Annotated in this window: 17 protein-coding genes; 6 read left to right on the top strand and 11 right to left on the bottom strand. The window is 70.4% G+C overall.

Features of this window, described 5'->3' with window-relative positions:
* Window positions 1–81: 81 nt before the first annotated feature.
* Genes OXS49_RS25845 through OXS49_RS25835 form a run of 3 tightly spaced genes read right to left on the bottom strand, consistent with a single transcriptional unit; the run spans window position 82 to window position 1737 of the window.
* A complete protein-coding gene (locus tag OXS49_RS25845; protein WP_244004109.1) occupies window positions 82–615 on the bottom strand; it encodes a hypothetical protein in 534 nt (177 codons plus the stop codon).
* Window positions 591–1469 carry a hypothetical protein gene (locus tag OXS49_RS25840; protein WP_267427526.1) on the bottom strand — a complete coding sequence of 293 codons (879 nt, stop codon included), beginning with the start codon at window positions 1467–1469 and terminating at the stop codon, window positions 591–593. The genes OXS49_RS25845 and OXS49_RS25840 overlap by 25 nt, the downstream gene beginning before the upstream one ends.
* 10 nt (window positions 1470–1479) lie before the next feature.
* On the bottom strand, window positions 1480–1737 hold the full coding sequence (locus OXS49_RS25835) for a hypothetical protein (RefSeq protein ID WP_244004113.1): 258 nt from the start codon (window positions 1735–1737) through the stop codon (window positions 1480–1482).
* Between the two features lie 650 nt (window positions 1738–2387).
* Here OXS49_RS25835 and OXS49_RS25830 point away from each other — a divergent pair.
* The 3 genes from OXS49_RS25830 (at window position 2388) to OXS49_RS25820 (ending at window position 4649) form a co-directional block, all read left to right on the top strand.
* A complete protein-coding gene (locus tag OXS49_RS25830) occupies window positions 2388–2879 on the top strand; it encodes a hypothetical protein (protein WP_267427524.1) in 492 nt (163 codons plus the stop codon).
* A complete protein-coding gene (locus OXS49_RS25825) occupies window positions 2876–3325 on the top strand; it encodes a response regulator (RefSeq protein ID WP_267427522.1) in 450 nt (149 codons plus the stop codon). The genes OXS49_RS25830 and OXS49_RS25825 overlap by 4 nt, the downstream gene beginning before the upstream one ends.
* 190 nt (window positions 3326–3515) lie before the next feature.
* Window positions 3516–4649 carry an acyltransferase gene (locus OXS49_RS25820; protein WP_267427520.1) on the top strand — a complete coding sequence of 378 codons (1134 nt, stop codon included), beginning with the start codon at window positions 3516–3518 and terminating at the stop codon, window positions 4647–4649.
* 118 nt (window positions 4650–4767) lie between these two features.
* Here the strand turns inward: OXS49_RS25820 and OXS49_RS25815 are convergent, their stop codons facing one another.
* The gene (locus tag OXS49_RS25815) at window positions 4768–6912 is read right to left on the bottom strand and encodes a helicase-related protein (protein ID WP_267427518.1); all 2145 of its coding nucleotides are present in this window, start codon (window positions 6910–6912) and stop codon (window positions 4768–4770) included.
* A gap of 588 nt (window positions 6913–7500) precedes the next feature.
* The gene (gene gcvA / locus OXS49_RS25810; RefSeq protein WP_267427516.1) at window positions 7501–8388 is read right to left on the bottom strand and encodes a transcriptional regulator GcvA; all 888 of its coding nucleotides are present in this window, start codon (window positions 8386–8388) and stop codon (window positions 7501–7503) included.
* Window positions 8389–8480: 92 nt separating this feature from the next.
* Between gcvA and OXS49_RS25805 the strand changes: the two genes are divergently transcribed.
* Window positions 8481–9716, top strand: a complete 1236-nt coding sequence (locus OXS49_RS25805; RefSeq protein ID WP_244004126.1) for an MFS transporter — start codon at window positions 8481–8483, stop codon at window positions 9714–9716.
* Between the two features lie 12 nt (window positions 9717–9728).
* On the opposite strand, the gene OXS49_RS25800 is transcribed toward OXS49_RS25805, so the two are convergent.
* Window positions 9729–11456 (bottom strand): adenylate/guanylate cyclase domain-containing protein, encoded by a 1728-nt coding sequence (locus OXS49_RS25800; protein ID WP_267427514.1) that lies wholly within the window; start codon window positions 11454–11456, stop codon window positions 9729–9731.
* Window positions 11457–11646: 190 nt separating this feature from the next.
* On the opposite strand from OXS49_RS25800, the gene OXS49_RS25795 reads away from it, so the two are divergent.
* Window positions 11647–12219 (top strand): DNA-3-methyladenine glycosylase, encoded by a 573-nt coding sequence (locus OXS49_RS25795; RefSeq protein ID WP_267427512.1) that lies wholly within the window; start codon window positions 11647–11649, stop codon window positions 12217–12219.
* Window positions 12220–12255: 36 nt separating this feature from the next.
* Here the strand turns inward: OXS49_RS25795 and OXS49_RS25790 are convergent, their stop codons facing one another.
* From OXS49_RS25790 to OXS49_RS25770, 5 genes are all read right to left on the bottom strand, one after another.
* A complete protein-coding gene (locus OXS49_RS25790; RefSeq protein ID WP_267427510.1) occupies window positions 12256–15732 on the bottom strand; it encodes a CheR family methyltransferase in 3477 nt (1158 codons plus the stop codon).
* Window positions 15713–16273, bottom strand: coding sequence for a PAS domain-containing protein (locus OXS49_RS25785; RefSeq protein WP_267427509.1), 561 nt, complete (start codon window positions 16271–16273; stop codon window positions 15713–15715). The genes OXS49_RS25790 and OXS49_RS25785 overlap by 20 nt, the downstream gene beginning before the upstream one ends.
* A 624-nt stretch (window positions 16274–16897) precedes the next feature.
* Entirely contained in the window at window positions 16898–19435 is a 2538-nt protein-coding gene (locus OXS49_RS25780) for a PAS domain S-box protein (RefSeq protein WP_267427528.1), read from the bottom strand.
* 210 nt (window positions 19436–19645) lie between these two features.
* The gene (locus OXS49_RS25775) at window positions 19646–20005 is read right to left on the bottom strand and encodes a hypothetical protein (RefSeq protein ID WP_244004139.1); all 360 of its coding nucleotides are present in this window, start codon (window positions 20003–20005) and stop codon (window positions 19646–19648) included.
* An 18-nt stretch (window positions 20006–20023) separates the two neighbouring features.
* The gene (locus OXS49_RS25770) at window positions 20024–21127 is read right to left on the bottom strand and encodes a major royal jelly family protein (protein ID WP_244004141.1); all 1104 of its coding nucleotides are present in this window, start codon (window positions 21125–21127) and stop codon (window positions 20024–20026) included.
* A 203-nt stretch (window positions 21128–21330) separates the two neighbouring features.
* On the opposite strand from OXS49_RS25770, the gene OXS49_RS25765 reads away from it, so the two are divergent.
* Complete coding sequence (locus OXS49_RS25765) at window positions 21331–21576, top strand: hypothetical protein (protein WP_243926065.1); 246 nt, start codon at window positions 21331–21333, stop codon at window positions 21574–21576.
* Window positions 21577–21659: the final 83 nt, after the last annotated feature.

The raw sequence follows: 21659 nt of genomic DNA, 5'->3' as shown, positions 1-21659 counted from the left end.
TTGTTTTGATCAGCGGCGGCGAAATGCCGTGCGCGGGCCGGCCAAGGTCGGTCACGGCTGACAGTCGGGCCGTCGCCAGGCTCAGTCCGTCGAGCTTACCTGTTTCCGGAAGGCCACCAGCACAGTGTCCGGCGTGGCATCGCATCCGGCCGGCACGACGATCTTGACGGCGATATCATCGGCCGCCGGGTTTCGCCCGGTGCTGAGCCGGGCCTGGGCCAAGCGGATGAAATAGATCGCGTTGAGGCTGACGGTCGCGAATCGGTGTCCGAGGTTCCAGCCACGATAGATGTAGGACACCCGATCTTCGGGATCCGGCGTGTCGACCAGCGAGGGATCCGATCCGTAGGGACCGACCCAGACGAAGGTGACGAGGGCCGCGCGCGCGCACGAACCCGCCACGACATGGTGACGTCCGGCGCTTGCGCGTGGCAACGAGGCGCCCGCGCCGAGATCGACCGAGGGGACGCTCGCCCCCGGGGCCGCGATCCCACCGGAATCAGCCGCTTGTGCGTGCGCATAGGCGCGGACCGCGAGCGATGCTCCCAGGAGGAGGCTCAACAGGACGAGGCAACCCCGCGCTGACGGAATCAGGCTCGGCGACTCGGCACGCATCTGCGCTCCTCGATCCAGAACAGCGCGGGACCGATCATCGCCACCACGGAAGCCAGCGCCACCAGGGACGCCCCCTGGCCGTCATGCCAGACATGGTAGGCCTCCCGGGATGGGAGCATTGCCAGGATGCGTGCGACGTTGATCGCCACCACGAGGCCGAAGCTCGTTGCGAGCGCCCCCAGCGCCGGGCGGCTGACGGGCTGATCGGCGATCTTCAGGATTGAGAGCCAGATCAATACCGCCAGCGACAGGTTGTGAAAGGACGAGCATCCTTCAAGGACGACGATCGCCCAATCACCACGGACGCTGAGGCTTGCTCCTTCCGTCCCGATTCCGTCGTAGACCAGACGGCCAATTCGATAGATCAGGCCGATCTCCGCGCCCTCGATGCTCTGATAGAGGATCTTGAAGATGAGCTTGCCCCAGAACGCATAGATGGAGAGGGCGAGCCAGATCTGCCCGATGCCGGCCCAGTGTCGATCCGCCCGCCTGGTGAGCAGAATCCAGCCGCCGGCAAGCGTCATCGCCAAGTAAACCCCATGCTGCTCGGGGATGAACCAAGCGAGCGCCGCCACCACCAGGATCGCGCGATCGGAGCGCGCCAGTGCCATCCTGCCATCCGGGATGGAAAGGAGCTGGGACAGAAGCGCGGCCAGCGCGAACGCTTCGCCGGCATTGAACTCGACGAGATGCTGTGCGGTCTGCGCCTTTTCGAACAGGTGGCGCTGCACGATCGCCGACAGCATGGTGCCCGCGGAGAAGATCAGCACGGCCCAGGCGGCAGCCCGGTCGGCGAGTCCCGCAGGGCCCGTGCCCGACCGCATGCCGATGCCGCGCCGCGCGCGCTCGATCATGGCCAAACCGTCAGGCCTGCGGCTTGGCATTGCGGAATCGCCGGCGGCGCAGGAAGGCCACGGTACCGCCGACGAGGATCAGACTGAGGGCGGCATTGACCTCCGGCGAGGGAGCACCCCCGGTATTGCCGCCGGACCCGCCACCCACGGAACTCAAACTGAAGGACGATCCTGCGAAGATCCCGGCGCTGAAGAGGGATGTCGAGGCGGCCGTCCCCGTAGTGGCCGGCGCCGCTGCCGGAGCGGCGTTCTGCTTCCCGTTCGTCAACGTGCTGTCCCAGCCGCCCGCGAGGGCGTTCCCGCGGCCGGCCCAGGCGGGACTGCACAGATTAACCGCGACCACTGCAAAGCAGGCTATACTTACGTACTTCATCTTTGCACCCACCCATACTGATAATCCCATGAGGCGGCCGTTGCGGCAACGAATGCAAGCAGTGTTTGATTTATTCGGATCCGATTCACATGTTTATCGCAGTGTTAATCATGTTTTTGCGTATTAACCGTGATAGGCGATGCGAAGTTAAGTAGATACTGCGCATCTCTATTAAGCTTGACAGTTCTGGAGGCGATGGCGCGCCACCACCCTTCGCGGCTCGACCCGTTCAATCGCCGCGAAATCCGGAGACCGCGATAGGCTGCGGCAGGCATGCTCCCCGCCGATGCGGATGTCGGTTCGGCGCACGATGGCGGTTCGGAGCAAAGGCTTCGCGTCATGCCTGCTCTGAGCGCGCTCGGACCTGGTTCCCGCCAACCGGCGGCGATCCGCAGGCACTGCCCGTGCAGAGCACGATCGTTGACGCTTGGGTCGTCAAAATCAGGTGTTGCCGAGCGGCTCAGCGCATAGTGAACTATGGTTAAACGATCTATTTACCAATAAACTCTTCTCATATCACTACATGCGGCCGTGAGAAGTGTGTCGTGAGCGAAGTCCAGAACGTTCTTGAGGGTCCGTGTCCCCGGCCCGCCGACAGGATCGGCTCGGGTCGTGTCGCCCTGTTCGACGGGCGATCCGACAGGCGCCTGCGCCCTGTCCCGTGCCTGGACGTCCGGGCGCCCGCGCTGCCCGATTGGAGTGGGCTGGTCGATCTGGTGCGCGCGGCTGCACGCCGTCTGCGCCAAATCGAGGTGCATGCCCAGGACCAGAATCGCTCCTGCAGACAGGCGTTGCGGCGTGCCCGCGACGCGGTCGTCGCTGCAGAGCGGCAAGCCCAACGAGCCGAATCCTTGGCCGACGTGGTTGGCCACCGTGTGGACGCTCGGATCGCCGCCGCCGCGGCGCGGGCCAATGCTGCCGAAGCCGGCGCGCGAGCGGCCGACGCACGGGCGAACCAAGCCGGGGCGTTGGCCGCGCGCGTACAGGCGGCGATCCTGTCGGAATTCCCGGACCCGAACGCGCAGGTCGCGGCATGAGCGCGCCAACCGCATCTTCATCACCCGCGCCGCAGCCTCAGCCGAAGCCGGGCGGCAAGCCGGTGCCGGATCCGCGCCGGATGCCTGTCCTCGTGGTCGACGACGTGCCCCTGATCCGCTCGGTGGTCCGTGCCGTCCTCGAACAGATCGGCGTTCGCGACGTGCGCGAGGCCCCTGACGGTACCGCGGCGCTGGCGATGCTGAGCGCGCATGCCTACGGCCTCGTCATCTCGGACCTGCACATGTTCCCGATGACCGGCTTCGAGCTGCTCCGCCATGTGCGGGAAGATCGGCGCCTGCGCGAGACGCTGTTCGTGATGATGACCACGAAGGAGCACGCCCACGCCTTCACGGCCGTGCGGCGGGCCGGCGTCAACGCCTGCTTGGTCAAGCCCTTCATGCCGGCCGATCTGCGCCGGACCCTCGCGGAGGTCTGGCCGGCCTGATTGCGGTCCGGGCCCTCTCGCGTTTCAGCGGATTGCGGTCTCCCGCCGTGCACCCGCCTTAACCCTGTCCGGACAGTTTTGGGATTCGCGATCGATTTGGATGTGAAGCCGACAGGGAATGGCTCTACTGTTTCCGCAGTGGTGCGCTGGCGAATGCGCACCGTGATCTTGCATTTTTACAGGTGGAGCGATGCGGGGCGCCCGGCTCGGCTATGTCGACACGATCCGCGGCCTTGCCGCCCTGGCGGTGATCTATTTCCATTTCGCGGACCATCTCGTGAAGACCGGACAGGCGGGGGGCGGGCTCGAGCGGGCCTTGTTCCAGGCGCTCACCCAGTCCGTCGATCTCGGCAAGGTCGCGGTGGTGATGTTCTTCGCCGTCTCGGGTTTCGTCGTGCCCTACTCGCTCGACGCCCGCAGCCGAACCCCCATCCGGGATTTCGCGATCGGCCGGTTCTTCCGCCTGTATCCGGCCTATTGGCTGTCGATCCCCATGGGCATCTGCGCCTTCTACCTCGCTTTGGGCCGGGATCTCCCGGTCTCGACCGTGCTGGCCAACCTGACGATGCTCCAGCAATTCGCCGGCATCGAGAACATCATCGGCCTGTACTGGACCTTGCAGATCGAGCTGATCTTCTACGGGCTCTGCGTGCTCCTGTTCTGCGCCGGCCTGCTCCAGCGGACGCGGGGCCTCGCGGGCGCGGCGATGGTGATGCTGGCGGCGGCCGTCCTGATGGCGGTGGCGCGCTATCATCTCGGCAAGGCCCTGCCGGTGGCGCTGCCGCTGGCCCTGGCGATCATGTTCTGGGGGACGCTCTGGCGCCGCTGGCATGTCGATGGGCAAGGGGAGGGGCCGCGGGAAGGGCAGCCGGAGACCCGCCGGGCCGCCCTCGGACTCCTCGCCCTGATCGCACTGGCGATCCCCGTCATCTCGGTGCTCGCCTACGGGCGTGACCTCGGATTTGGCGAGACGTGGTACCGCTACACCGCCACCTACTGGGTCGCGCTCCTGCTCTTCGCCCTGATGACCACGCGCTGCCGGATCGAGGCGCCGCTCTTCGCGTGGCTCGGCGCGGTAAGCTACGGCCTCTACCTGTTCGGCCCGGTCGCCCAGGAGGTGGTGATCGCCGCCGCCCGGTCCACGGGTCTCGTCGTTCCCGGCCACGCGCTGATCGCTGCCGCGATGCTGGTCGCGCTGGCCATCGCGGCCCCGGTCCATCGCTTCGTCGAGCGGCCCTGCATCCGGCTGGGCCGGCGCCTGATCGCGGATCGCTCGCATCCCGGGATTCCAAAGGGCTTGCCCTTCGGTCGGTTGCCAGGGTGAAGCCCTGGCGCGCGTCGCGTTGAAGCCCGACGACAGGGAATAGCGTGACAGCAGGGCGCTGCCCTGCACCCGCAAAAGGTCCCGGACCTTTTGAAACCGGACCGTCAAGGCCCGCCCGTCACCGCCCCCCGGCGCTGCGGCGCGTGCGCCGCTCGGCCTTGCGGGTCGCGGTCTCGCGCAGGTGCTGCTCGATGGATTCGTTGGCGCGGCCGCGCATGTGGCGGATCGCCTCCACGTCGTCGAAGGTCTCGGGGAAGCGTCGCGATAGCCAGAGATAGGCGCTCGCGAGCTTCACCGTCCGCTCCTGATAGTCGAGCGCGCCCGCGAGGTTCCCGCGCAGCGCCGGGACCGTGAGGCCCGCGGCCCGCGCCTGGCACCAGCGCTCCAGCAAGCCCATGGCGATCTCGTCGCGCCGGTCGATCGGGCAGACCGAGAAGGCGAACTTTTCCTCGATCGGCAGCCGGGCCCGGTCGACCGTCCGGGCGACGTCGAGCACCTCCTCAAGCGCCGAGGGCTGGAACGGCGAGCCGGCGTAGAAGGTCGCCCGGGCGAAATGGGTCAGCACCTCGTACAGGCTGTGGGTGCGCATCTCCTCGGCGACCGAGCGGATCGCCCCGAGATCCGGGCGGACGAAGAAACGCGTGTCGGCCGCCGGTGCCGTCGGGGCGCCCGAGAGGGCGGTGCGGATCGGCTCGGCGGCATAGGGGTCGGTCGCCGCCACGTAGCCGACATCCTGATGCCCGTAGCGGCCGGCCCGGCCGGCGATCTGCCGGATCTCGGAATGGGTCAGCGCCCGCTCGGCGGTCCCGTCCCATTTGCGCACCGTCGAGAACACGATCCGCTTGAGCGGCCCGAGATTGAGCCCCATGCCGATCGCGTCGGTGGTCACCAGCACGTTGGCCTCGCCGGAGCGGAAGCGCGCGGCTTCGGCCCTGCGGACCTCCGGCGACAGGGCACCGTAGATCGTCGCCACCCGGTGGCCGCGCGCCACAAGGATCTCGCGGTTCTCATGGACCGCCCGACGGGAGAAGGCCACGACCGCGTCGCCCGGCTCGACCTTCTCCAGGGGCACCGGCTCCTCGATGAGCAGGAGCGGCGACTTGCGGGTGAAGGGGATCACCTCCAGGGACTCGTTGGCGGCCTCCGCGGCCCGGCGGACATACGACAGGGCGTCGTCCGAGCCGCAGACGATCACGGTGCGGGCCGCGACGCCGAACAGCGCGTTGGTCCAGGCCCAGCCGCGGTCGGGATCCGACAGCATCTGGATCTCGTCGATCACCGCCACGTCGATGGGCCGGGTCAGGTCGGCGGTCTCGATGGTGCGGGCGGTGTGGGTCGGGTTCGCCTCGCCCAGCACCTCCTCGCCGGTGATCATGCCGGCGCGCAGGCCGCGCTCGCGCAGGGCCTCGTAGTTCTCCAGCGCCAGGAGGCGCAGCGGCGCGAGATAGGCGCCGGTCTCGGCCTCCGTCAGGTGCTGCAGGGCCGCGTAGGTCTTGCCGGAATTGGTCGGCCCCATGTGGAACAGGATTTTCCGGTTGAGGCGCCGGGCGGCCGTGAAGCGTTCGATATAGGCGCCGAACCCGACCTGATCGCGCAGGCGGCGCAGGCGCGAGCCTTCACGCGCTACCGCCTTGGCGTGCCGGCGCACGGGGGTGAGCGTGTCGTTGAGGGAACGCGGGAGTTTCGCGCCGTAGGTGAACACCCGCGACCGTAGGGAGCGATCCATGTGGGCGATGTAGGCGGCGGCATCCGCCCCGACCTCGCGGAGATCCACGAGGAGCTGCGCCCGCAGCCGGTCGACCGGCTTGTGCAGGCTGCGGGTGGCGTCGAGCGCAGTGCGCGCGAGGGCCTCGCGCAAGGGCTCCAGGCCGAGGGTGGGGTCGTTGCGGGCCGCCATGCGGGCGAGGATCGCGGCGGCCTCCGGGTCCGGGGCGATGTCGAGCCGCAGGTCCAGCCGGCCGTTGTCGAGGAGCGGGATCTCGGTCCGGACCAGCCACGTGATCCGGTGGTCCTTGGTCACCACGGCCCGCAGGGTCGGGATCGCCTTCCGGATCGCCGGAACGCCGGTCTCCGCGAAGGCCCGGGCCGCCCGCATCGCGCGCAACACCTGGGCGACGCGCTCGTCCTCCACCTCTGCGCCGTACTCGGGCAGTTCGAGATGGGCGAGCAGCCGGTCGAGATCGACCGCCTCCGGCGACAGGCCGAGCCTCCCCAGGGCCTCGATCAGGCTCTCGATCGTCGGACGGGGACGCCTGCGCGCCATGCGGTCACCTTCGGCAGAAGCGTCTCACGCCAACCCGGACGGGATCGGGCGCGTTCCGATCCCGACCATGCGTCGCGCCGACGCCGCGCGCCACATCAAACGTGACGCTTGGATTCAGTCTTCGCGAGGCTGGGCGATGGGTGGCCCACCGCCATGGGTCGCTCGGCTGCGCCCGCGATGACGGCTGCGGGCGATACGGCATTGCGGTCTGGGCGGGTGTGCGCCTGCTCGGAAGGGGGCGGGTCGCCTCTCCCGTGTGAGCTTGCGGGTTCCCACTTTGGGGCCGGCCACCTCGGTTCAGGGTCGAGCGTAGGTCCCCTCTCCCGCGCGGCAGAGGGACAGGGTGAGGGATGAGAACTGTCCGGATCAGGCGCGACCGGTACGTGCCGCGATGGCGCGCTCGATCCTGAACCTTCTCGTCCCTCACCCCAACCCTCTCCCGCACGGGAGAGAGGGGCCCGTTGCGCTCGGGCATCGACACCGGCGTCCACCCGGGATCTGTGAACATCGTAGCCCGCACGCGGGGGAGGCCCCTCGTGCGCCGGTGCCTCCCTCAAACCTGTGCAGCCCGTAGCGATGACGCCCTCCTCACGGAAGCCGCGCCGTCTCGGCCAGCCAGCCGCAGAAGGCGCGGATCGCCGGATCCTCCGTGCGCGTCTCCGGGACGTAGGTGTAGTAGCTCCGCGCCGGCAGTGCGGGCCCCGTGAAGGGCAGGACGAGGCGCCCTGCCGCCACGTCGTCGGCGATCAGGCGCTCGGGCCCCATGGCGATCCCCAGCCCGTCGAGGGCGGCCTGGAGCGTCAGGTAGAAATGCTCCAGCGTCACCGAGGCCTGAGGCGTCAGGTCCTGTACGCCGGCCGCCCGCAGCCAGTCGGGCCAGACCCGCGGCAGCGTCGCGGCGTGCAGCAGGGTGTGCTGCCGGAGCTGCGCGGGTTCGTCCAGGGGCAGGCGCCGCAGCAGAGCCGGGCTGCAGACCGGGATGCGCCGCTCGGACAGGAACGGCTCCGCCACGTGGCCCGGGCGGGTCTCCGGTCCGCCCCGGATCGCCACGTCGAACGGCTCGGTCAGGCGCGCCAGGGGCACGTTGGAGGTGGTCAGCCGCAGCTCGATCGACGGGTTGACCCGCTGGAAGCCGGACAGGCGCGGGATCAGCCAGCGCAGGGTGAAGGTTGCCAGCGCGTTGACGTGGAGCAGGTGCGGGCGCCCCCGCTCCGCCTGACGGGCGGTCGCCAGGGCGATGCGGTCGAGGGCGGCGCCGATCTCGGCCGCGTAGGCGGCTCCGGCCTCGGTGAGCACGACCCGGCGGTTGTGGCGCTCGAACAGGGGCACGCCCAGCCAGTCTTCCAGCGTCTGCACCTGCCGGCTCACCGCCCCGTGGGTGACGTGCAACTCGTCCGCCGCCCGGGTGAAGCTTGCGTGGCGCGCTGCGGCTTCAAAAGCTTTCACGGCGTTCAGGGGGGGCAGCCGGCGATGCACGGGTCAGGTTTCCTCACGCGCGGGTCAGCATAAGTCGTTTGTCAGCCTTGAACCAGGCGGCCATCCTGTGACGGCAGCCAGAAGGTGACAGGATGGCCCTCGCATCGAACCTGACCGTGTCGTCCGAGCCCACAGCTCCCCAGGAGACGCGGCGCATCCTCGCGGTCACGGGGCTGAACCACGCCCTGCACGACGGTTATACCGACCTGATCTACGTGCTGCTGCCGGTCTGGCAGGCCGAGTTCGGCCTCGACTACGTCGCCCTCGCGCTGCTGCGCTCGCTCTATAACGGTGCCCTGGCGGCGCTGCAGATGCCGGCGAGCCGCTTGGCCCAATCGCTCGGCGCCCGGACTGTCCTGGCGCTCGGCACCCTGCTCAGCGCCCTGGGCTATGCCGTCGCGGGTGCCTCGGGCGGCCTGATCGGGCTCGGGGTCGGCCTGCTCCTCGGCGGCGCGGGCAGCAGCACCCAACATCCCCTGGCCTCGGCGGTGATCGCCCGGGCCTACGGACCCGGAGCCCGGGGCCCGCTGGGCACCTACAACTTCACCGGCGATCTCGGGAAGGCGGCGGTTCCGCCGCTGGTCGGCTTCCTGCTGACGCTGACGGGCTGGCGCCACGCCCTCTGGGTGGTGGCGGGCGTCGGCCTCGCGGTGGCGCTCGCCGTCGGCCGCCTGCTGCCGCGTGATCCTGACTCACACAAGGCCGATCCGGGCCCGGCCGCGCGGAAACCGGCGCGCGCCGATGGTGTGTCGGCGGGCCGGGCCGGGTTCCGGCTCCTCGTCGCGATCGGCATGCTCGACAACGCCGCCCGGCCGGCCTTCCTGATCTACCTGCCGTTCCTGATGCAGGAGAAGGGCGCGGCGCTGACCACGGTCGGCCTCGCGCTGTCCCTCGTCTTCATCGGCGGCGCCCTGGGCAAGGCCGTCTGCGGCCGGATCGGCGAGCGCCTCGGCGTGACCCGCACCGTGATCCTCACCGAATCCGGGACCGCCGGGATGATCCTGGCGGTGATCGCGCTGCCGCTGGCGCCCGCACTGCTCCTGCTGCCGTTGCTCGGCGTGATGCTGAACGGCACCTCCTCGGTGCTCTACGGCACGGTTCCGGAGCTGGCGCCGGACGGCCAGGTCGAGCGGGCCTTCGCGGTGTTCTACACGTGGACCCTCGGCGGCAGCGCGCTGGCGGCGCCGCTGCTCTACGGGCGGCTCGGCGACGCGGCCGGCCCGCACTGGGCGGCGGCGGCTGCGGCCGCGACGGCGCTCGCCGCGGTGCCGCTCATGCTGGCGCTGGCGCCCGCCCTCAGGGATGGATCCGCGCGGCGCCCGGCCTGACGCCGGCCTCGTTCAGAGGCTCCCGATCACGCTGACCCGCACGGAATCGGACCGTCCGTCCACCGCGATGTCCCGGACCGCCTCCGGTGCGACGCGAGCCGCCCGGTAGACCGCCTCCGACACCACGGCCACGCAGCCGAGGCGCTTGGTCAGTCCCTGAAGGCGCGCGGCGACGTTGACGGTGTCGCCGAGCGCGGTGAAGCGGGCGTCGGTGGCATCGCCCATCTCACCGACGATCGCCGGGCCGGCATGCACGCCGATACCGTAGCGCAGGATGTGCTCCAGATCCTCCGCCAGCAGGTGGTTCAGGGCGGCGACGGACTCGCCGATGAGGTCCACCGACCGCAGGGCGTCCCGGGCGGCCTGCTCGGGCTCGCCCTCCAGGCCGAACAGGGCCAGCAGCCCGTCGCCCAGGAACTGGTTGGTCGAGCCACCCGCGGCCCGCACGGCCTCGCCCACCGCGCCGAGGAAGCGGTTGATGATGAACACCGTGTCGTAAGGCAGCCGCTCCTCGGCGAGCCGGGTGGAGCCGCGCAGGTCCACGAACATCGCCACGATGAAGCGTTCCTCGCCGGATTCCGCCCGGTCGAGCAGGTCGGTCGGGCGTATCCGCGGCTGCGGCGGCAACAGCGGCACCACCGCGAGGTCGGTCTCGGGCCGGAACTGGCAGGCGAGGCGCACCCCCGGCCCGGCGGCGATGCGCGCCAGCACCGCCCCCTCGGCCCGGCCGGGCGGCGGCGTGCCGTCGCTGCCATCCGTTACCCGGATCCGGCAGGTCGAGCACCGGCCGCGGCCGCCGCAGACGCTGGCATGCGGGATCCGGTTGCGCCGGCTCGCCTCCAGCACGCTGGTGCCCCGGGGCACGCGGATCATCCGCCCGTCGGGATAGCTGAGCCGGACCGTCCCGCGCTTGATCTCCGCGAGCGTCCGCACCCCGCGCGCCACGATGACGGCCGCCACGAGGCCGGCGTAGATGAGGAGCATCCGGTCCCGGATGTCGGCGAGCCGTGCCACCTGATCGGGCAGGCCGACATGGATGGGCTGGAGCGCCACTGCCCGCCACGCGGGATCCTGGGCCAGGGCGCGGATCGCCCGGCCGCCCTGCGCAAAGCCGAGCAGCGCCACGACCGGTACCAGCACCGCCAGTGCCAGCAGCGCCGGCGCCGCGCGCCCGAAGCCGGGCTTCAGCCGCAGCCAGTAATACAGGCCCGCGCAGCCATGGACCCAGGCGACGACCAGCATGGTCGCCTGCATCGCGCCGAGCATCGGGGCCGCGACCCAGAAGGCGTAGAGTTCCTGCGCGTAGCCCTTGTCGAGCCCCTCGGTGGCGAAGGCGATCCGGGTCCCGGCGATGTGGCTGACGAGCAGCGGCGGGATCAGGAGGCCGGAGCCCAGTTGCAGGATCTCGCCAGCCCGCAGGCGGAAGAAGCGGCTCGCGTAGAGGGCCTGGAGCCCGAGCAGGATGTGGAGCGAGAGCGCGCCGTACAGGAGCGCGAGCCCCAGCGGGTTGAGCCAGAGGGCCGTGACGACGTCGAGGCCGTCCTCCATAGCGGCCAGGGAGACGTTGCCGAGCGTGTGGTTGATCAGGTGGGTCAGCACGTAAGCAAACAGCACCAGACCGCTCGCTAGGCGGAGGCGGCGCAGGGTCAGGGGCGACCGCCGCGGCGCGGCGACAGACGGCCGGGTGCCGGTGGGCTCTCCGGCGGGTTGCAGCGTCGCGATCGCGGCTGTGCGCGTCATGCTGGGGTCCGAAGGGATCGGCCGGCGGCTCGCATTCGCCGACCTTCGTACCATCAAGACGTGTATTGCGCCCGATCTATTTCGTTGCTTGCGTGTTCGCCGCGCTGCGTGGCGGGTCGACCTGGCGGCCTGCCGCGGGGTACCTCCGTCGACGCGGCACCCCGAACCTCGAGCCGAACCCCGGGATCCGATGCTGGACTTCGACTTCGCCCGACCGGCCGCCGCGGTGGCGACGGACCTGATCGGCGCCGGCCTGTTCGTCGATGGGGCGGGCGGCGTCATCGTCGAGACGGAGGCCTATGACCGGACCGACCCCGCCTCCCACAGCTTCAACGGCCCCACCCGGCGCAACGCCAGCATGTTCGGGGCCCCCGGGACGGTCTACGTCTACCGCTCCTACGGGATGCACTGGTGCCTGAACCTCGTGTGCGAGCCCGGAAGCGCGGTGCTGATCCGGGCGCTGGCGCCGACCGAGGGCCTGCCCGTCATGCAGGCCCGGCGGGGTCTGGACGAGGCGCGGCTGCTCTGCGCCGGGCCCGGCCGCCTCTGTCAGGCCCTCGGCGTCACCGGCGCCCAGGACGGCCGGCCGGTCGGGCGGGCGCCCTTCCGGTTCACGCCCCGCACGGAGCCGGCCGACGTGGTGAGCGACCGGCGGATCGGGATCACCCGCGGCGCCGAGACGCCCTGGCGCTTCCTGCTCGCGGGCTCCCGGTTCGTCAGCCGGCCGGTGCGCAGGCCCGGCCCGGCCAGCGGGACCGCGTGAGACGCTCCGACCCGGAGATGGGTTGGGCGGACGGTCTCACCCCGCCGTGAGCGCCGAGTCCGGCAGGCGCAGCACGATCCGGTACTCGGAGGCGTCGTGGCTGCGCTCCACGGTCGCTTCGAGCTGGCGCAGGGACATCTCGACCAGCAGCGAGCCGAAGCCCCGGCCCGGCCGCGGCTCGGCCACCCGGGCCATCCGCTCGCACCAGTCCAGGATCAGCCCGTCCGGCCCCCGGTCCCAGGTCACCGACAGGGACCCGTCCTCGGCTCCGAGCGCCCCGTACTTCACGGAGTTGGTCGCCCATTCGTGCAGGATCATCGCCAGGGACGACACGTGCCGCCAGTTGATCGCCACGAGCGGTCCCTCGATCACCGTCGGGACATGGTCGCGGTACGGGCGCAGGGTCGCGCCGATCAGGCCCGCGAGGTCGCTCAGGCCCTGGCCGTCGGTGGGGTCGGCGAGCGAATGGGCCCGGCCCAGCGCCGAGATGCGGTCGCGCATGTCGGAGGCGAAGATTCCGATCTCGCGGTGCGTGCGCGAGCCCGCCGAGATCATGCCGCCGATGATCGCGAACAGGTTCTTCACGCGGTGGTTCATCTCGCGCAGCATCAGGTCGCGGGTCTCGGCGAGCGCGTATTCCGGCGAGACGTCGATGCAGACGCCGACGATCCGCTTCCGGTCGCCGCTCCGGGTCGGACGCCCGTAGCTCCGGATGTGCCGGGGGGCGTGGTCGATCGCCCGCACGCGCAGGCGCGCTTCGAACTCGTCGAGCCCGTGGGCGGCCTCGGCCAGCGCCGCCTCCAGGCCGACCCGGTCCTCCGGCACCACGCTGGCGACCAGGGCCGGGACCGGGTGCGGCGTGTCGGGGGCGAGGCCGAAGATCGTGCCGGCGGTGCTGTCGACCACGATGGTCCCGGCGTCGGGGCAGTATTCCCAGACGCCGATCCCACCCGCCTTGACGGCCAGTTCCAGCCGCTCGCGCTCCGCCGCGAGCTGGCGCTCCAGCGACAGGGCCTCGGTGATGTCGGTCAGCACCAGGGTGGCGCCGTCGATGCTGCCGTTCTGCAGGCGATAGGGCAGGACGCGTAAGGACAGCGTCCGGTCGCCGTCCCGGGTGGTGAGGCGCCGCTGGATGGCCGAGCCGCCGGTACAGACCGCCTGCGCGTCGTGCAGATAGTCCTGGCCGGCGAGCCGGCCCGCGACATCGGCCAGCGGCCGGCCCCGGTCGCCGGGCTGAAGCGGGAAGATCGCGGTGGCCGCCGCCGTGAAGCTGCGCACCCGCAGCGCCCGGTCCAGCACGATGACGGCGAGGTCGGTCGATTCGAAGAAGTTGCGCAGGTCGGCGTTGGCGATGGTGAGCTGCTCGACCTTGATCTTCAACTCGTCGTTGACCGTGGACAGCTCCTCGTTCGTCGACTGGAGCTCCTCGTTCATCGACATCATTTCTTCGTTGGAGCTCTTCAGCTCCTCGTTCGTCGTCTCCAATTCCTCGACGGTCGAGCGCAGCGTGTAGCGCGTGCGCAGCAATTCCTCTTCCAGCGCCTCGACATGGTCGCCGCCCGCGTCTAGGTCGAGCAGGTCGAGTTCGCTCGACGGCTCAAAGGCGCTGGTGTCGCGCAGGACCAGCAGCATCGAGCCGTCCGGCAGCGGATCGCAGATCAATTCGACCTGCTGCAGGCCGTATTCCGAGCGCACCTCCACGTTCCGGACCGCCACGCGCTTGCGCGCGTCCCGGGTCCGCCGGAGCAGGGGGCCGATCACGTCGCGCAGGCCCGGCCGCGCCAGCGTGATCGCGCTGGTGCCGCCGGTGCGCGTCACCGGGAAGTCGAAGTAGCGGCTCAAGGGCCCGTAGGCACTGATGATGCCGCCATCCTCGTTCAGCACCATGCTGGGCGGTGCGTAGCGCTCGATCACGCGCCGCACCGCCGCCGACTCGTCGGCGATCGACGGTTCGCCCCGGCGCTCCTCGCGCCCGCCGCGCCGGATTTCGCCGCGCCGGGCGCTGCCGGGCAGATCGATCGGGTATTGCGGCGAGCCCGGCGGCCGCTCGAACAGGCGCGCGTGCTGGTCGAGGACGGGGAACAGGTGCTCGAACCGGCTCACGCTCTCGGAGGGGCCGAGGAACAGGTAGCCGCCCGGCCGCACCGCGTAGTGGAACAGCGGCACCACCGATTGCTGGAGACGCTCGTCGAAATAGATCAGCAGGTTGCGGCAGGAGAGCAGGTCGATCCGGGAGAAGGGCGGATCCTTGACCAGGCTGTGGCTGGAGAAGCGGATCAGGTCGCGGATCTCGGCCGCGATGGTGAAGCGTTCGGCATGCGGGACGATGTAGCGCTCGCGCATCGGGGCCGGGATGTCGGCCAGAGCCGCGGCCGGATAGCTCGCCTCCCGGGCGATCTGGAGCATGCGCTCGTCGATGTCGGTGGCGAAGATCTGCACGGCCAGCGGCAGGTCGAGGCTGCGGGCAGCCTCGGCGAACAGCATGGCCATGCTGTAGGCCTCCTCGCCGCTGGAGCAGCCCGGGATCCAGACCCGGATGTCCTCGTCCGGATCGCGGTTGCGCAGCAGCGGCTCGACCACCCGCTCCCGCAAGGTCTCGAACAGCTCGGCGTCGCGGAAGAAGCGGGTGACGTTGATCAGGAGGTCGCGGAACAGAGCCTCGCACTCGCCCTTGTCGGCGCGGACGCGGGCGAGATAGGCCCGGCCGGATTCGGAGCCCAGCACGTGCATGCGCCGCTCGACCCGGCGCCCGAGGGTGGTGCGCTTGTAGCCGGCAAAATCATGGCCCACGGCGGCGCGGAGCACCCGGCACAAGTCGTCGAGATAATCGGCCACCGCGCCCGATTCCGCATCGCCCGCATCGGTGCCGCGGCGGCGGAAGAAGGCCGAGAGGCAATCCACGATCTCGCCCGGCGGCTGCACGAAGTCGACGAGGCCGGTGCCGACCGCCGAGACCGGCATACCGTCGTAGCGGGCGGTGTCCGGCTGCTGCACCACGCAGACGCCGCCATGCTCCTTGATGGCGCGCAGGCCGGTGGTCCCGTCGGCGCCGGTGCCCGACAGGATCACGCAGGCTGCGTTGGCCTGCTGATCGACGGCGAGCGACAGGAAGAAGTCGTCGATCGGCCGGCGCAAGCCCCGCGGCTGCACGAACTGCGTGAGTTCGAGGACGCCGTTCTGGATGACTAGGCCCCGGCCCGGCGGGATGATGTAGACCTTGTCGCCGGTGATCCGCTCGCCGCCCTCGCACTGGAGCACCTCCAGCCCGGTATGCCGATCCAGCAGCTGGGCCAGCATGCTCTCGTGGTTGGGATCGAGATGCTGGACGATAACGAAGGCCATGCCCGTCGGCGTCCGGGCGCGGGCCAGCATCTCGCGCAGGGCTTCGAGCCCGCCCGCCGAGGCCCCGATCCCCACCACCGGCCCGGTGAAGGGCGCGGCCACGACCTGACCGGCGCCACCCAGGACTTCCGGGGCTCCCGCCCCGGGCTCGTCAAGGAAATCCTGGTGCATCGAGATCCGCGAGGGTGAGCTTCGCCTGCGCGACGGTGGCGACGGTGTTGGCGATCGTCATCAGGGACCCCTCGATGACGATGCCGCTCTCCGCAAGCGTCGGCCTCAACCGGGACAAGGTCCGGCTCAGTTCGATATCGTACGCAGAAAGCAACTCCGGTTGCGAGCGGCTGATGTCGAATTGGGATGCGAAAAGAAAGCGCACCTCGCCCGAAAGCGCCTTCAATTTCGACATGTACAGCAGATTGACGAACGGCCGCCCATCCTTGCGGAAATTCACGATCGTCGTCCGCACGGCATTGATCCGATCGTCTTCGAGGAAGGCGCGAATCTTGGCGCGGGCCTCCCGGTTCTCCGCATCCCTCTGCAGGACGCGGCAATTGCGGCCGACGACGTCCGTCGCGTCATACCCGGTCAGCTGGTGGAAAGGCGCATTCACCAGCAGCAGCGGGTTGTCGGCGGTGACGGCGGCCAGAGCGAGGGCGATGTGGGAGCTGTCGAAATAGCTCTTCAGTTCGGCCGGAACGTTCTGCGTATCCACGGCAGATCCTCTGTCGCCTCACCGTTCGGCCCGTCGCGGCCGGTCCGGCCCGTCCCACTGGCCGGCCCGCCACCTTAAGAACGGCCACGCTGTCTGGTTCCCTGTCGGAGGCCAGAGCGGCGTTCTGGCAGAACGCGCGGGTCCAGCGTAGCGCTGGTGCCTAGATCGTGACCGGCTGACGTCCGATCGCATCGGGTGTGGCAGCATCGGCGGGCGGAGAGCTCGCAGCGGAAGCTGCCGGTTCGAAGGCCGTTGTCGCCAGTGCAGTCAGAGCAGAATCCGAATCGAACGAAACGATGCGCAGGAGCGTCGCGGCGGCCGGTTCCAGGCTCTCGCGTCCCTGTTCCCAGTTGCGCGAAGTGACGAGCGGAATTCCGAGCGCGACAGGCCCCCTCTCCCGCTCGGGAGAGGGGACCCGAGCACGACCCTGAACCGGTGGTGCCAGACCGGATGTGTGAATCCGCAAGCCCATGCGGGCGAGGAATAGGGTGAGGGATCAGGCCTATCCAAGCGAAGCGCGCCCGTCCGGCGCGTCGATGGCGCGCCCAATCCGGTGAGTTCTCGTCCCTCGCCCCAACCCTCTCCCGCCCGGGAGAGGGGGCCCGTCGCGCTCTGCCGCCCGCCTCAGCCCTCGCCCGCAATGATCCCCCGGATCCGGGTGGCGAGCGCCTCCAGCGCGAAGGGTTTTGTCATCACCCGCATGCCGGGGCCGAGATGGCCGTGGTTGAGGGCGGCGTTCTCGGCGTAGCCGGTGATGAACAAGACCTTGAGGTCCGGCCGGTGCCGGCGCCCGGCCTCGGCCATCTGTCGGCCGTTCATGCCGCCGGGCAGCCCGACATCGGTGATCAGCATGTCGATGCGCACATCCGATTCGAGCACCTTCAGGCCGGAAGCCCCATCGGCCGCCTCGATCGCCGCGTAGCCGAGATCCTCCAGCACCTCGGTCACCAGCATCCGCACGGTGGGCTCGTCGTCCACCACCAAGACGGTCTCGCCCTGCTCGGCACGCGGCGCGTGGGCGAGATCGGGCAGGGTCGTGTCCCCCTCCGCCTCGCCGAGATGGCGGGGCAGGTACAGGCAGACCATCGTGCCCTGGCCGAACTCCGAGTAGATCCGGACCTGCCCGCCCGACTGCTTGGCGAAGCCGTAGATCATCGACAGGCCGAGGCCGGTGCCTTCGCCGATGGGCTTTGTCGTGAAGAACGGGTCGAACGCCTTGGCGGCGACGTCCGCCGTCATGCCGGTGCCGTTGTCCGAGATGCAGAGGGTCACGTACTGCCCCGGCTCCAAATCGCGCGCCTGCGCGGCCCTGTGGTCGAGCCAGCGGTTCGCCGTCTCGATGACGATGCGGCCGCCATCGGGCAGGGCGTCCCGGGCGTTGAGGCACAGGTTGAGGAGCGCGTTCTCGAGCTGACGCGGATCGACCAGCGTCGGCCACAGGCCGCCGGCCCCGATCGACTCGATCGCCACCGCGGGGCCGACCGTGCGGCGCACCAGCTCCATCATGCCCTCGACGAGACGGTTCACGTCGGTGGGCTTCGGATCGAGGGTCTGGCGGCGCGAGAAGGCGAGCAGGCGGTGGGTCAGGGCGGCGGCGCGCCGGGCCGCCCCCTGGGCCGCGCCGATATAGCGGTCGAGATCCGCGACCCGGCCCTGCAGCATCCGGGTCTGCATCAGCTCCAGGGAGCCGACGACCCCGGCCAGCATGTTGTTGAAGTCGTGGGCGAGCCCGCCGGTCAGTTGACCGACCGCCTCCATCTTCTGCGATTGCCGCAGGGCCTCCTCGGCCCGCATCAGCTCGGCGGTCCGTTCGGCGACGCGCTGCTCCAGCGTCTCGTTGAGGCTGCGCAAGGCCGCAGCGGCCCGGTCCCGCTCCGCTTCGACGGCCCGGCGCTCGTCCACGTCGATCAGGACCCCCGGAAAGCTGAGCGGCGTGCCATCGGGCCCGTGGTCGACGCGGCCGTTCGCCTCCAGCCAGTAGTAGCGCCCGTCGGCGCGGCGGACCCGATACTGGTGCGCGTAGGCCCCGCCGCGGGCGATCGCGGCCTCGATCGCCGCGGCGAGCCCCGCCCTGTCGTCGGGATGGACGGTCGCCACCACCTGGGCCAGGCTCAGGCCCTCGCGCCCCAGGGCCGGATCGAGGCCGAAACTCCGCGCAAACGCCTCGTCCACGGTGAACCGGTCGCTCGGCAGGTCCCACAGCCACGTGCCGATGATCGCGCCCGCTGCCAGGGCGAGCTGGACGCGCTCGCTGTTCGCGCGGGCCGAGGCCTCGCTGGCGCGCAACGCATCCTCCGCCTTTCGGCGCGCCGTGATGTCTCGGAACAGCACCGAGACCTGGCGCCGGCTCGGCGGCTCGATCCGAACCGCCGAGACCTCAATGGTGCGGTCCACGAGCGCGAAATAGCGCTCGAACCGGATCGGCGTTCCGATGCGCAGCACGCCGCCGTAGAGTTCGAGCCAAGCCTCCGCGTCGTCGGGCGGCACGAGGCCGCGCAACGTCCGCCCGACGATGCCGGCGATGCCGGTATGCCGCTCGTAGCCCGGATTGGCTTCGACGTGGACGTAGTCGCTCAGTGGGCCGTGCGGCCCGTCGAGGAAGGTGATGACGCAGAAGCCGTCGTCGATGGCCTCGAACAGGGTCCGGTAGCGCTCCTCGCTGGCGCGCAGGGCCTGCTCGGCCGCGCGCAGGTCCGTGCGGTCGCGCAGGATCGTGACGAAGCCGGGCGGGCCGCCGGCCGCGTCGCGCACGGCCATCGTCTCGCCGGAGACCCAGCAGCGCTCGCCGTCGGCGCGCAGGCGCCAGCCCACCTCCTCGGCGCGGCCCTGGTCCAGCGCGGTGCGCAGCGCCTGCTCCGGGCGGCCCTCCGCCCGGTCCTCGGGGGTGAACAGCTTCGCGATCGGCCGGCCCTGCATCGCGTCCGTGGTCCAACCGAGGATGGCCTGTGCGCCGGCATTCCAGTCCGTGACGCGCCCCGTCGGGTCGGTGGCGATGAGGGCGATGTGCGTCGCGCCGTCGAGGGCTGCCCATGGGCGCTGCGCGCCCGCCGTCCGGCGGTCCTCCACGGCTGCGGATCCGGCCGCCCGCGCGCGCAGCGCGGCCGCCTCCGCCTCCAGCGCATAGGCGCGCCGCAGAAGGTCGTCAGGCCCGGGCGCATCCATGGTCAGGCGCCCCGCCGCGCCGAGGCGCGTGCACACGGAGCGCAGCCAGTCTGGGTGCGGGCGAATCGGGTGGCGGGCACAGGGATCAGCCTGTGACAAGACGGACGTTGCGTGGGCGCCTTCTGCCGGAAACCGATCTTGGGCGCCACCTCTCCGCGGGCGGTCCACCCCCGCCCGCATGGGGGGCGCGGTGCGAGCCCGGACGAGGCGTCAATGCGGCTCGGTGAGCCGGCAGGCCGCGCCGCTCGCCCTGGGATAGCCGTAGTAGATCGCTTCGGCCTGCACGGCGGCGTGGCCGAAGATCTCCGGTACCGAGACCGTCTGCGTGTCGAGAACCGCCCCACCGGCGCCCGTGAAGGTGCAGAGGATCGTCACCTGCGCGACCGGATCCGGCCCGGCATTGCGCAGGTCGATCAGCGCCCGCTGCGGCTCGTGCGAGTCAGGCGGCGTATGAAGGCGAGTCTCCTGAATCGCGAGGGGGCCTGCGGCCCGCCCCGTCGACACCGCCCCGAGGAGGAGGCCGGCCGCCATGACGAGACGCGCCAGCCGAATGGTTCGCAGCCCTGACATGATCGTCCGATCCCTGGCTCAGTTGCGCACCGGCTTGGCGTCGATCTGCATCCGGTAGATGGTCGTCGGGAACTTCACCGCCGAGGTCTCGCCGCCGTTCATCGCCGGCGTGCGGTTCATCTGCGCGGCCGGGATCCAGAGGCCGCCCTGCTCGTCGATCCACATCGCGTCGACCCAGACCAGCCGGGGATCCTGCACGAGTGTGCCCATCGTGCCGTCCGGTGCGATCTTGAGGATGCGCAGGCCGTCCGTGTCGCTCGCGTAGATGGTGCCGGATGCGTCGATCGCCGTGCCGCCCGTCGCCACGGTGGCGGCATGGAGCTTGACGTGCTTGGCCCGCTCGTCGTCGCTCACGGAGGCGTCGTCGAGATACTGGGTCTCGATGCTGTAGAGCGGGCCGGTGCAGGCTTGGTAGTAGAAAGTCTTGCCGTCCGGCGAGACCTCCAGCTGGTCGGCGTGGATGAACAACAGCTTGCCCTTGTCGTCCCGCAGCACCCGGCCCTGGCCGGTGAGCGGTCGCTGCGCGATCGTCGACCAATGCCCGTCGAGCACCCGCCGCAAGGCCCCAGTGTCGAGGTCGAGGACGAGCAGCCCGGGCTGGCCGGCATCCGTCAGGTAGACCTTGCGGCCGTTGAAGCGGAAATCGTCGATGAAGCTCCGGTCGTTGGTGGCCGCCTGCAGCGGGTAGACCTTCCGCACGGCGTTCGTGGCGAGATCGATCTGCACGAGCTTGGGGCCGCCCGGCAGCGGTGCCTCGCCCATGCCGGGGGCGCCCTTGTCGACCACCCAGAGGTCGCCATCCGGGCCGATCCGGATGGCGTTGACCGCCACGAAGGCCTTGGCCGGGTCGTCCCCGCTCTTCCAGGCGTTCCACCCCGCGTCGGGATAGGCCACGGCCTTGCCGTCCTTCCACTCGCCGAGCTCGATCCCTGTGTCCTTGGACTGGCGCTGGAACGGCGAGAACACCCGGCCGTCCGCCGAGCGGGTGACACCGTTGAACACAAGACTGTCCGACTGGATCATCGGCTTGAGGACGTCGGAGCCGGCCGGTGCCTCTTCGGCCCGCCCGGGCGTCGCCAAGCCGGCCACGAGAAGGAGGGCGAGGAGTGCGGAGCGTGTCATGCGGCGTTCCGGATCGCTGGGCGAGGGGTATTGGCCGGAAAGCGCGAAGGACGGTCCGTGTTCCGTGCCCGGTCGCGGACGGCTCGGATCGCGCCGGAAATCGCAACGGATGCGACGCTTCGCCCAGGCTGGATATCGCGCGTGTAAGAACATATAGTGAACTTAGAGGGTGGGCCGAATCGGACGGCCAAGAGGAGCACGGGATGGCACGCTACCGTTTCCACTGCACCAACGGCCTGGAATGCGTGTTCGACGCCCGCGGCGCTGAGGTTCGCGCCGCCGGCCGGTTAGGCGCCCGGGCCCAGAAGGTCGCGGCCGACGTGCGGCGCGCGTTGGCGAACCGGACCGACTGGGCCGAATGGCGTGTCACCGTCCACGACCTGACCGGGCGGCGCGTCCTCGTGCAGCCCTTCGAGGCCACGCGCGACCGGGTGAAGGCGGCGGCCTGAATGGTCTCGCGGATGACGACGGCCCGGCCGCCAGCCTCGAACCCGACGCGCCCGGGTCTGCTGCAGCCCGGCGCGAGCCCGGG

It is taken from the genome of Methylobacterium sp. GC_Met_2 (assembly GCF_026540795.1).
GTDB lineage: Bacteria > Pseudomonadota > Alphaproteobacteria > Rhizobiales > Beijerinckiaceae > Methylobacterium.
Note: the sequence above shows the minus strand (reverse complement) of the source record. Positions and strands in the feature narration are given on the sequence as shown.

Coding starts and splice junctions, on each gene's coding strand:
- OXS49_RS25845 (WP_244004109.1), bottom strand. CDS start 615: ATGCGTGCCGAGTCGCCGAGCCTGATTCCGTCAGCGCGGGGTTGCCTC.
- OXS49_RS25840 (WP_267427526.1), bottom strand. CDS start 1,469: ATGATCGAGCGCGCGCGGCGCGGCATCGGCATGCGGTCGGGCACGGGC.
- OXS49_RS25820 (WP_267427520.1), top strand. CDS start 3,516: ATGCGGGGCGCCCGGCTCGGCTATGTCGACACGATCCGCGGCCTTGCC.
- OXS49_RS25825 (WP_267427522.1), top strand. CDS start 2,876: ATGAGCGCGCCAACCGCATCTTCATCACCCGCGCCGCAGCCTCAGCCG.
- OXS49_RS25780 (WP_267427528.1), bottom strand. CDS start 19,435: ATGGATGCGCCCGGGCCTGACGACCTTCTGCGGCGCGCCTATGCGCTG.
- OXS49_RS25765 (WP_243926065.1), top strand. CDS start 21,331: ATGGCACGCTACCGTTTCCACTGCACCAACGGCCTGGAATGCGTGTTC.
- OXS49_RS25790 (WP_267427510.1), bottom strand. CDS start 15,732: ATGCACCAGGATTTCCTTGACGAGCCCGGGGCGGGAGCCCCGGAAGTC.
- OXS49_RS25805 (WP_244004126.1), top strand. CDS start 8,481: ATGGCCCTCGCATCGAACCTGACCGTGTCGTCCGAGCCCACAGCTCCC.
- OXS49_RS25770 (WP_244004141.1), bottom strand. CDS start 21,127: ATGACACGCTCCGCACTCCTCGCCCTCCTTCTCGTGGCCGGCTTGGCG.
- OXS49_RS25775 (WP_244004139.1), bottom strand. CDS start 20,005: ATGTCAGGGCTGCGAACCATTCGGCTGGCGCGTCTCGTCATGGCGGCC.
- OXS49_RS25800 (WP_267427514.1), bottom strand. CDS start 11,456: ATGACGCGCACAGCCGCGATCGCGACGCTGCAACCCGCCGGAGAGCCC.
- OXS49_RS25815 (WP_267427518.1), bottom strand. CDS start 6,912: ATGGCGCGCAGGCGTCCCCGTCCGACGATCGAGAGCCTGATCGAGGCC.
- OXS49_RS25795 (WP_267427512.1), top strand. CDS start 11,647: ATGCTGGACTTCGACTTCGCCCGACCGGCCGCCGCGGTGGCGACGGAC.